At 69.8% G+C, this 8,723-nt stretch carries 6 protein-coding genes; 5 read left to right on the top strand and 1 reads right to left on the bottom strand.

Going from position 1 to position 8,723, the window contains the following annotated elements; translation table 11 throughout:
- The first annotated feature begins 315 nt into the window (after positions 1-315).
- The 4 genes from N864_RS15970 to N864_RS15985 all read left to right on the top strand — a co-directional run bounded on the left by N864_RS15970 (position 316) and on the right by N864_RS15985 (position 5,658).
- Positions 316-1,734 (top strand): purine-cytosine permease family protein, encoded by a 1,419-nt coding sequence (locus tag N864_RS15970; RefSeq protein ID WP_051518686.1) that lies wholly within the window; start codon positions 316-318, stop codon positions 1,732-1,734.
- A 296-nt stretch (positions 1,735-2,030) separates the two neighbouring features.
- Positions 2,031-3,119 (top strand): pyruvate dehydrogenase (acetyl-transferring) E1 component subunit alpha, encoded by a 1,089-nt coding sequence (pdhA, locus tag N864_RS15975; RefSeq protein WP_034719018.1) that lies wholly within the window; start codon positions 2,031-2,033, stop codon positions 3,117-3,119.
- 1 nt (position 3,120) lies between these two features.
- Positions 3,121-4,149, top strand: a complete 1,029-nt coding sequence (locus tag N864_RS15980; protein ID WP_169735983.1) for an alpha-ketoacid dehydrogenase subunit beta — start codon at positions 3,121-3,123, stop codon at positions 4,147-4,149.
- A gap of 24 nt (positions 4,150-4,173) precedes the next feature.
- Positions 4,174-5,658 carry a dihydrolipoamide acetyltransferase family protein gene (locus N864_RS15985; RefSeq protein WP_034719012.1) on the top strand — a complete coding sequence of 495 codons (1,485 nt, stop codon included), beginning with the start codon at positions 4,174-4,176 and terminating at the stop codon, positions 5,656-5,658.
- A 94-nt stretch (positions 5,659-5,752) separates the two neighbouring features.
- On the opposite strand, the gene N864_RS15990 is transcribed toward N864_RS15985, so the two are convergent.
- The gene (locus tag N864_RS15990) at positions 5,753-7,891 is read right to left on the bottom strand and encodes an MDR family MFS transporter (RefSeq protein WP_051518688.1); all 2,139 of its coding nucleotides are present in this window, start codon (positions 7,889-7,891) and stop codon (positions 5,753-5,755) included.
- Between the two features lie 75 nt (positions 7,892-7,966).
- Between N864_RS15990 and N864_RS15995 the strand changes: the two genes are divergently transcribed.
- Positions 7,967-8,581 (top strand): TetR family transcriptional regulator, encoded by a 615-nt coding sequence (locus N864_RS15995; protein WP_034719014.1) that lies wholly within the window; start codon positions 7,967-7,969, stop codon positions 8,579-8,581.
- The last annotated feature ends 142 nt before the right edge of the window (positions 8,582-8,723 follow it).

The raw sequence follows: 8,723 nt of genomic DNA on the forward strand, positions 1-8,723 counted from the left end.
CGTCTCGTATGCCGCTCAGCCGCGTTCGCGCGTCTCGTGCGTCCGCGGCTAGCGCGGGGGGCGCGTCTCGCGAGGGGCGCGCGGCCCGTGCAGCTGCGCGTCTCGCGCAGGGTGCGGCCGGTCTGCCGGAGGCTGCGCCGGCCATTTGTCCAAACGAACAAAACCGACGTTCAGATCAGGCCCTTACTCCAGTTCGCATCGCCTCGACCGCGCCCATACTTTCCAGCAGCCGGGCACTCCAGGAACCCGGAAATCCTCCCCCCGGCACGGCCCGCCAGCGGCCGGAACCAGCCGGCTCGCACGAAGGATGTTGCCATGCCTGTTGCTCCCCAGCGCCGTGCGTCGGCGCCACGCGACCTCTACGGTCCCAACGCCGACGACGGGACCGGTTTCGTCCCGGAGCCCGACCTGCACCGCCACGTCGAACGGATCCCGCGCATCTCGCTCATGATGGGATGGTGGTCGCTCGTCTCGGCGATGTTCTACATCTACATCGCCGCGCTCGTCGCCTCGTTCGTCGGTGTCGTCGACGCCCTCATCGGGCTCGTCCTCACCGTGGCGGCCTACGGCGCCGTCAACAAGGTCCTCTCCCGCTACGCGATCCGCACCGGCTTCTCCGTCGAGCTGTTCTCCCGAGTCCTCTTCGGCAAGGTCGGCTCGGCGCTCGCGACCCTCGTCTTCGCCGCCACCGCCCTCTACTACGGCGTGTTCGAGGGCTCGATCATCGCCGTCACGCTCCACGCGTACACGGCGGACACGCTCGGCTGGAACATCAACGTCTGGTACCTCGTCGTGGTGCTCTACTCGACGCCGCTCGTCTTCGGTGGAGTGCGCAACTGGCTCGACCGGCTCAACGGCTGGCTGCTGCCGCTCTACCTGGCCAGCCTCGCCATCGCGGTCGGTGTCGCGGCCGTCAAGGGCGACCCGAGCGGGTTCTTCGCGTTCGGCAACCAGGCCGGGGTGCCTGCGGCATCCGGCGGCCCTGGCTGGCTCATGGCCTTCGCGATCTACATGGGCGTCTGGGTCTTGATGATGTACACGATGGACTTCGCCCGCCTCGGCCGGCGCGAGGACAGCCGCTTCCACGGAACCGTGACGTTCGGCTGGGTCTTCTACTCGATCACCTTCCTGTTCAACGGGATCGTCGGCATCTTCCTCACCCACGCCCTGCGCCACGTCACCGGCGGTGACATCTCCGAGGGCGGCGTCGCCGTCGCGCTGACCAAGGTCCTGGGCATCTTCGCGGTGATCCTCGTCTTCGCCAGCCAGACCCGGATCAACACCGCCAACTACTACCTCGCCTCGGTCAACCTCGAGGCCTTCGGGTCGCGCGTCCTGCGCCTGCGGCTGCCGCGCACCGCCTGGGTCGTCGTCGGCTCCGTAGCGATGTACCTGATGATGCTGACGAACGTCTTCGGCTACATCCTCCGGGCCCTCGGCTGGCAGGGCGCGCTCATCACCGGCTGGGTCGTCATCGCACTCGTCCACGTGTGGCTGGACCGGCGTGACGGCGTCGACCCCGACGACCTCGTCTCCGACGAGTCCCGGATCCGGTCCGTGTGGCTGCCCGGCACGCTCGCGTGGGCCGTCGCGTCCGCCTACGGCATCGCCGTGATCGAGCTGGCCCCGGCCTGGGGCACGACATGGGGGCCGATCGGCACCGCGGTCCTCGCCGGCGTGGGCTATTACACGTTGCGCCGCCTCTCGGGCCAGCGCAGCTCCGCCATCGCCTGAACGTACCCTCCGCGCCCGCGGGCACGCGTCCGCTGAGGCCCGGGGGAGGTGGGTTCGCCCGCATTGTGAGATTCCCGAGGGGCTCAGGTAAGTTTCGCTTCAGGACACCGCATGTGGCCGCCGTCACCCTCGGCGACCGGATGTGCAGCACCCACCGACGGGCTGATCCCCGGCCGGTGGCCCGAGCAAAAGCCGGCCGGCGGGCCGGTGGAGGAGCCCTTGTGAGCGACAACGACGTCGTCCAGCAGACCGCCCCGGCGGGCGCGACGACCCAGAACGGCGACGGCGGGCCGGACATGATCCAGCTGCTGACCCCCGAGGGGGAGCGACGCTCCCACCCCGACTACGACAAGTACGTCGTGGACCTGACCCCCCAGGACCTGCGCGGCTTCTACCGCGACCTCGTCCTGATCCGGCGGCTCGACGCGGAGGGCTACGCGCTCCAGCGCCAGGGGGAGCTCGGGCTGTGGCCGAGCCTGCTGGGCCAGGAGGCCGCCCAGGTCGGCTCGGGCCGCGCCCTCAGGCCGCACGACTTCGTCTTCCCCACCTACCGGGAGCACGGTGTGGGCTTCGTGCGCGGCATGGACCCGCAGAGCTCGCTCCAGCTGTTCCGGGGCGTGAGCCAGGGTGGCTGGGACCCCACCGAGCACAACTTTCACCTCTACACGATCGTCATCGGCGCCCAGACGCTCCACGCGACGGGCTACGCGATGGGGGTCAAGATGGACGGCAACGTCGGCACGGGGGACCCCGACCGCGACACGGCCGTCATCTGTTACTTCGGCGACGGCGCGACCTCGCAGGGCGACGTCAACGAGGCGTTCGTCTACGCCGCGAGCTTCGACGCCCCGGTCGTCTTCTTCTGCCAGAACAACCAGTGGGCCATCTCCGAGCCGGTCTCGAAGCAGACCCGCATCCCGCTCTACCAGCGGGCGCGCGGCTTCGGCTTCCCGGGTGTGCGGGTCGACGGCAACGACATCCTCGCGACCTATGCGGTGACCAAGCACTGCCTCGACGAGGCCCGCAACGGCAACGGCCCCCTCCTCATCGAGGCCTACACCTACCGGATGGGCGCCCACACGACGGCCGACGACCCGACGAAGTACCGGGTCTCGGCCGAGGTCGAGCAGTGGAAGCTGCGCGACCCGATCCTGCGGCTCAAGACCTACCTCGCGCACGAGGGGATGGCCGACGAGACCTTCTTCCAGTCCGTCGACGAGGAGGCCGACCAGTTCGCCCAGGAGCTGCGCGACGGCTGCATCAACATGGCGACGATGCCGGGCGAGACGATGTGGGACCACGTCTACGCCGAGGACCACCCGGTCATGGAGGCGGAGCGCGCCGCCTTCCTTGCCTACCAGGCGAGCTTCGAGGGGGCGAACTGAGATGAGCACGACGATGAGCACCGCGGCCGCGACGAACGCGCCGCAGCACCTCGAGAAGGTGACGCTCGGGCGCAGCATCACCAACGGCCTGCGCAAGGCGATGGAGCGCGACCCGAAGGTCGTCCTCATCGGTGAGGACATCGGCAAGCTCGGCGGCGTCTTCCGGATCACCGAGCACCTGCAGAAGGACTTCGGCGAGGACCGCGTCATCGACTCCCCGCTGGCCGAGTCCGGCATCGTCGGCACTGCCGTCGGCATGGCACTGCGGGGCTACCGACCGGTGTGCGAGATCCAGTTCGACGGCTTCGTCTACCCGGCCTTCGACCAGATCGTCTGCCAGGTCGCCAAGATGCACGCCCGCTCGCTCGGCGCGGTCAAGCTGCCCATCGTCATCCGGATCCCGTTCGGCGGCGGCATCGGCAGCCCGGAGCACCACTCCGAGAGCCCCGAGGCTTACTTCGCGCACACGGCCGGGCTGCGGGTCGTCTCGTGCTCCAACCCCGAGGACGCCTACTGGATGATCCAGCAGGCCATCGAGTGCGACGACCCGGTGATCTTCTTCGAGCCGAAGCGGCGCTACCACGACCGCGGCGAGTACGACACGAGCGCGGCCAGTGCGCCGCGGAGCCTCTTCGAGGCCAATGTGCTGCGCGAGGGCACCGACGTGACGCTTGTCGGCTACGGGCCGGTCGTCAAGACGATGCTCGAGTCGGCCGCCGCCGCGGAGTCCGAGGGGACGAGCATCGAGGTCATCGACCTGCGCTCGCTCTCCCCGCTCCCGATCGACACCGTCACGGCGTCGGTCCGCAAGACCGGTCGGCTCGTCGTGGTCCACGAGGCGAGCAACTTCCTCGGCATGGGAGCCGAGATCGCGGCCGAGGTGACCGAGCAGTGCTTCTACCACCTCGAGGCCCCGGTCGTGCGGGTGGGCGGCGCCAACATCCCGTATCCGCCGAGCCGGATGGAGGAGGACTTCCTCCCCGACCTCGACCGGATCCTCGACGGCGTCGACCGCGCCCTCGCCTTCTGAGACACAGCGAAAGGGTTCTGAACAGTGGCGATTCGCACGTTCAACCTGCCCGACCCGGGCGAGGGCCTGGTCGAGGCCGAGATCGTCGAGTGGAGGGTCAACGTCGGCGACACCGTCAAGGTCAACGACATGGTCCTCGAGGTCGAGACGGCCAAGTCGCTCGTCGAGCTGCCGATCCCGTGGGCGGGCACCGTGACCGAGGTGCTCGTCGAGGTCGGCCAGACGGTCGACGTCGGCACGCCGCTCATCCGCATCGACGACGGCACGGGCGGGGACGAGGCCCCCGCTGCGCCAGCCGCCGAGGGCGCCGCCGGTGAGGAGAAGCAGGACGCGATCCTCGTCGGCTACGGCGCGAAGGCCGGCGCGACCGCCCGCCGCCCCCGCAAGAAGGCCGACGGTATGACGCTCAGCTCGGTCCCCGCGGAAATGACCTCACCCAGTGGCGGGGCCCAGACCGAGACGGAGCAGATCGCCGAGACGCCTGCGGTCCCGGAGCAGACGGTGCCGGAGCCGCGCGTCGAGTCCCCCGCCCCGCCCGCGCCCACCGCCGCGACCGCCCGGGCGGGTGAGCGGCCGAAGGCGAAGCCGCCGGTCCGCAAGCTGGCCAAGGACCTCGGCGTCGACCTGACCCAGGTCCGGCCGACCGGCGCGGACGGCATCATCACCCGCGACGACGTGCAGGCCCACGCCAGCGGCGGCTCGGCCCAGACCGTCGCGGCGCCCGCCGGCGCGGAAGCCAACGGCGCAGCGACGGCCGGCTCAGCGGCATACGGAACGGCGTTCGGGTCGGGGGAGCGGGAGGTGCGCATCCCCATCAAGGGCGTGCGCAAGATGACCGCGCAGGCCATGGTCGGGTCGGCGTTCTCGGCGCCCCATGTGACCGAGTGGATCACCGTCGACGTGACACGCACGGTGGAGCTCGTCGAGCGGCTCAAGGTCGACCGCGAGTTCCGTGACGTCAAGGTGACCCCGCTGCTGGTCCTCGCCAAGGCGATGATTCTCGCGATCAGGCGCAACCCGGGCGTCAACGCGACGTGGGACGAGCAGGCGCAGGAGATCGTCCAGAAGAACTACGTCAACCTCGGGATCGCCGCGGCGACCCCGCGCGGGCTCGTCGTGCCGAACATCAAGGACGCCCACGCGATGACGATGCGCGAGCTCGCTGACGCGATCGCGGCCCTGACCGCCACGGCCCGCGACGGCAGGACCCAGCCGGCGGAGATGAGCCAGGGCACGATCACGATCACCAACGTCGGCGTCTTCGGCGTCGACAGCGGAACCCCGATCATCAACCCGGGCGAGTCGGCGATCCTCGCGTTCGGCACGATCCGCAAGCAGCCGTGGGTCGTCACCGGTGCCGACGGCTCGGACGAGATCGCGATCCGGCACGTCACCCAGCTCGCGCTGTCGTTCGACCACCGGCTCATCGACGGCGAGCTCGGGTCGCGCTTCCTCGCGGACGTCGCCGCGATCATGGAGGACCCGAGCCGCGCGCTCGTCTGGGCCTGACTCGGCAACACACCGAGCAGCGGCCAACGCCAGATGGTTATTTCCATCATGGGTTGACCGCTGCTCGGCGTGTTTCGCCGTTGGGGCGCGATCGTCAGTGGACGGGCTCGGGCTCCGGATCGGGGCGCCGGCCGTCACCGGTCGCCGCCCGGATCCGGTAGCGGTCGACGAGGTAGGCGGCCGTGAGGTCGTCGCCGAGGGCCTCGAGGGCCTCGATGTCGACCGCCTCGTGCCGCTCGGCCACGGTCGGCTCCACCGTCGTCATGACGGTGTGGGCGTCCCGCTCGGTGACCGCCAGAGCCAGCTCACGCTTCAGCTCCTGGTCGAGCGCCCCACCGGGCTGCTTCGCGCGGCAGGCCACCTCGACGGCGTACTGCTCCCGGTCGGCCGCGACGGAGAGGTCGTCGGTCGTCAGCATCTTGGCCGTGAGCCGGAGCAGCTCGACCCCCCGCTCGAGGTCACCGTCGCCCACCTGCGTGACCGCCTTGGTCAGCAACGGCCGGTCGCCGCGCATCGCCGTGTCGGCGAGCAGGTCGAGACGCAGGCCCAGGAGGCGCTCGTGGGTGCGCGTCTGGCCCGCCTCACGACCGAGCGGCACCATCAGCTCGTCGAGCTGCGGGGCCCGCTGGGCCATCGTGTCGAGCAGCTCCCGGCCCGCCTCGTCGGCGGAGTGCACCGTGTCGCGCAGCGGGATCTCCTTGATGAAGAGCGTCGCGACGAGCGCGACGGCGCAGGGCAGGAAGCCCCAGGCGAACACCGAGTGGAGCGAGTCCGCGAGCCCGTGGTGCACGCCCATCGCGACCTCCGGCGGCAGCGACTTGAGGGCGGCCGGGTCGAGGACCGAGCCGGCGCTGACCTGCTGGCCCGACTGCGCCATCTGCTGGCGCACCTCGGGGGAGAGGTGCTTGGCGATGTTGACCGCCAGGCCGCTCGACATGATGGTGCCGAAGACGGCCGTGCCGACGGTCGACCCGACGTTGCGGAAGAACTGCGTGGACGCGGTCGCCACCCCGAGGTCGCGGCGCTGCGAGGCGTTCTGCACGACGAGGGTGTACACCTGCAGGGCGATGCCGAGGCCGATGCCGAAGACGATCATCGCCCACGTCAGCTCGCCGGCCGTGGCGCTGTAGTCGAGGCGGGTCAGCAGCCAGAAGCCGATGCCCATGATGACGATGCCGGCGAGGGTCTGCAGCTTGTAGCGGCCCGTCTTCGTGATGACGAGCCCCGCGATGATCGACAGGCCGATCATCGCGACGGACATCGGCATGAGGATCAGGCCCGAGTTCGTGGCCGACACGCCGATGACGCCCTGGGCGTAGACCGGGATGTAGATCATCGCGCCGAACATCATGACCGCGACCATGAAGCTCGCGATGTTGGAGAAGGTGAAGATCGAGCTTCGGAACAGCCGCAGCGGCAGGACCGGCTCGACCGCCCGCTGCTCCACCCAGATGAACGCTGCGAGCGTGGCGAGCCCAACGGCATACATCGCGATGACCTCTGGTGAGCCCCACGCCCACGTCGTGCCGCCGAGCGAGGTCGGCACGAGCAGGAGGATCAGCGAGATGGATAGCAGTGCGATGCCGGCGCGGTCGATGACGACCTCGCCCTCCTCATGGTCCAGGTGGAGGAACTTGGCGATCTGGAAGAACGCGAAGATGCCGATCGGCAGGGCGACGTAGAAGAGCCAGCGCCAGCCCCAGTGGTCCGTGATGAAGCCACCCGCGAGCGGTCCGAGGATCGAGGACAGGCCGAAGACGCCACCCATGAGGCCCTGGTACTTGCCGCGCTGCCGGGGCGGGATGATGTCGCCGATGATCGTCTGCGACAGCGGCATCAGGGTGCCCATGCCGGCGCCCTGGATGGCGCGGGCCGCGATGAGCCACCAGAAGCTCTGCGCGGCTCCGGACAGGATCGAGCCGAGCATGAAGACGACGAGGCCGCCGAGGTAGAAGCTGCGCCGGCCGTAGATGTCCGAGAGCTTGCCGACGATCGGGACGACGATCGCGCTGACGAGCATGGCGGCGGTGGCGAGCCAGGAGTAGTGCTCCATGCCGCCCAGCTCCGCGACGATGCGCGGCATCGCGGGTCCGACGATGGTCTGGCTGATGGAGGCGACGAGCATGCCCAACATGAGGGCGATGAAGATCTGTCTCGCCTTGGGGTCGAGGCCCGTCTCCCGCGGGGACGAGCCGGCCGCGCGGGTCTCGGCGGGTGAAGTGAGGTCAGGCATGCGGATCAGGATAGGAGGATTAGTGCAGTCGCTGCAAATTTGCAGTTGATGCAGAAAGGAGCCTATCGTCGAGTCATGAGCACGACCGATGCCGAGTGCGGCCTCCGGGAGCGCAAGAAGCGCGAGACGCTCCTGGCGATCCACCGGGCGGCCCTCGAGCTCGTCGAGGAGCACGGGTTCGACGCGGTCCGGACCGAGCAGATCGCCGAACGGGCCGGCGTGAGCCCGCGCACCTTCTTCAACTACTACCCGTCGAAGGACAGTGCGGTCCTCGGCCGTCGCGCCGAGGACTTCGAGGAGATGCGCCTCGCCATGCTCAATGCCCCGGCGGAGGAGTCGGCCCTCGAGGTGATCCGGCGGCTCGTCAGCGACTACTTCTCGTCCTCGACCCTCGATGTCGAGCTGCGCGAGAGGCGGCGCCGGGTGCTGATCGGCGAGCCGACCCTCGCCCCCGCGCTCGTGCGCAACAACATCCACCTCGAGAACATCCTCACCGAGGCCCTTGAGACGCGGCTCGGCGTCGAGCCGGGCGCCGCGTTGGGTCCGCGCGTCGTCGTCAACGCCGCGATCGGTGCCATCCGGGCCTGCATCGAGCACCGGCAGTCCGGCGGGGCCGGCACCATCGAGGAGCTCGCCGCCGAGGCGGTCACGATGCTGGCGCACGGTCTCGACCCGGTCCCGCTCGCCTGACCGACGCCCCTTCCGTATGCCGCTCAGCTCGCTTCCGCCACCCCGCTGAGCCCCAGCCCCGCACCATCCGATCGAGCGCACGATCGCGACCATCGAAAGCGCACGGCGACTGGCCTCTCGTCGGGAACTGGCCCTTCGTCGG

This window comes from Intrasporangium chromatireducens Q5-1 (assembly GCF_000576575.1).
Lineage (GTDB): Bacteria > Actinomycetota > Actinomycetes > Actinomycetales > Dermatophilaceae > Intrasporangium_A > Intrasporangium_A chromatireducens.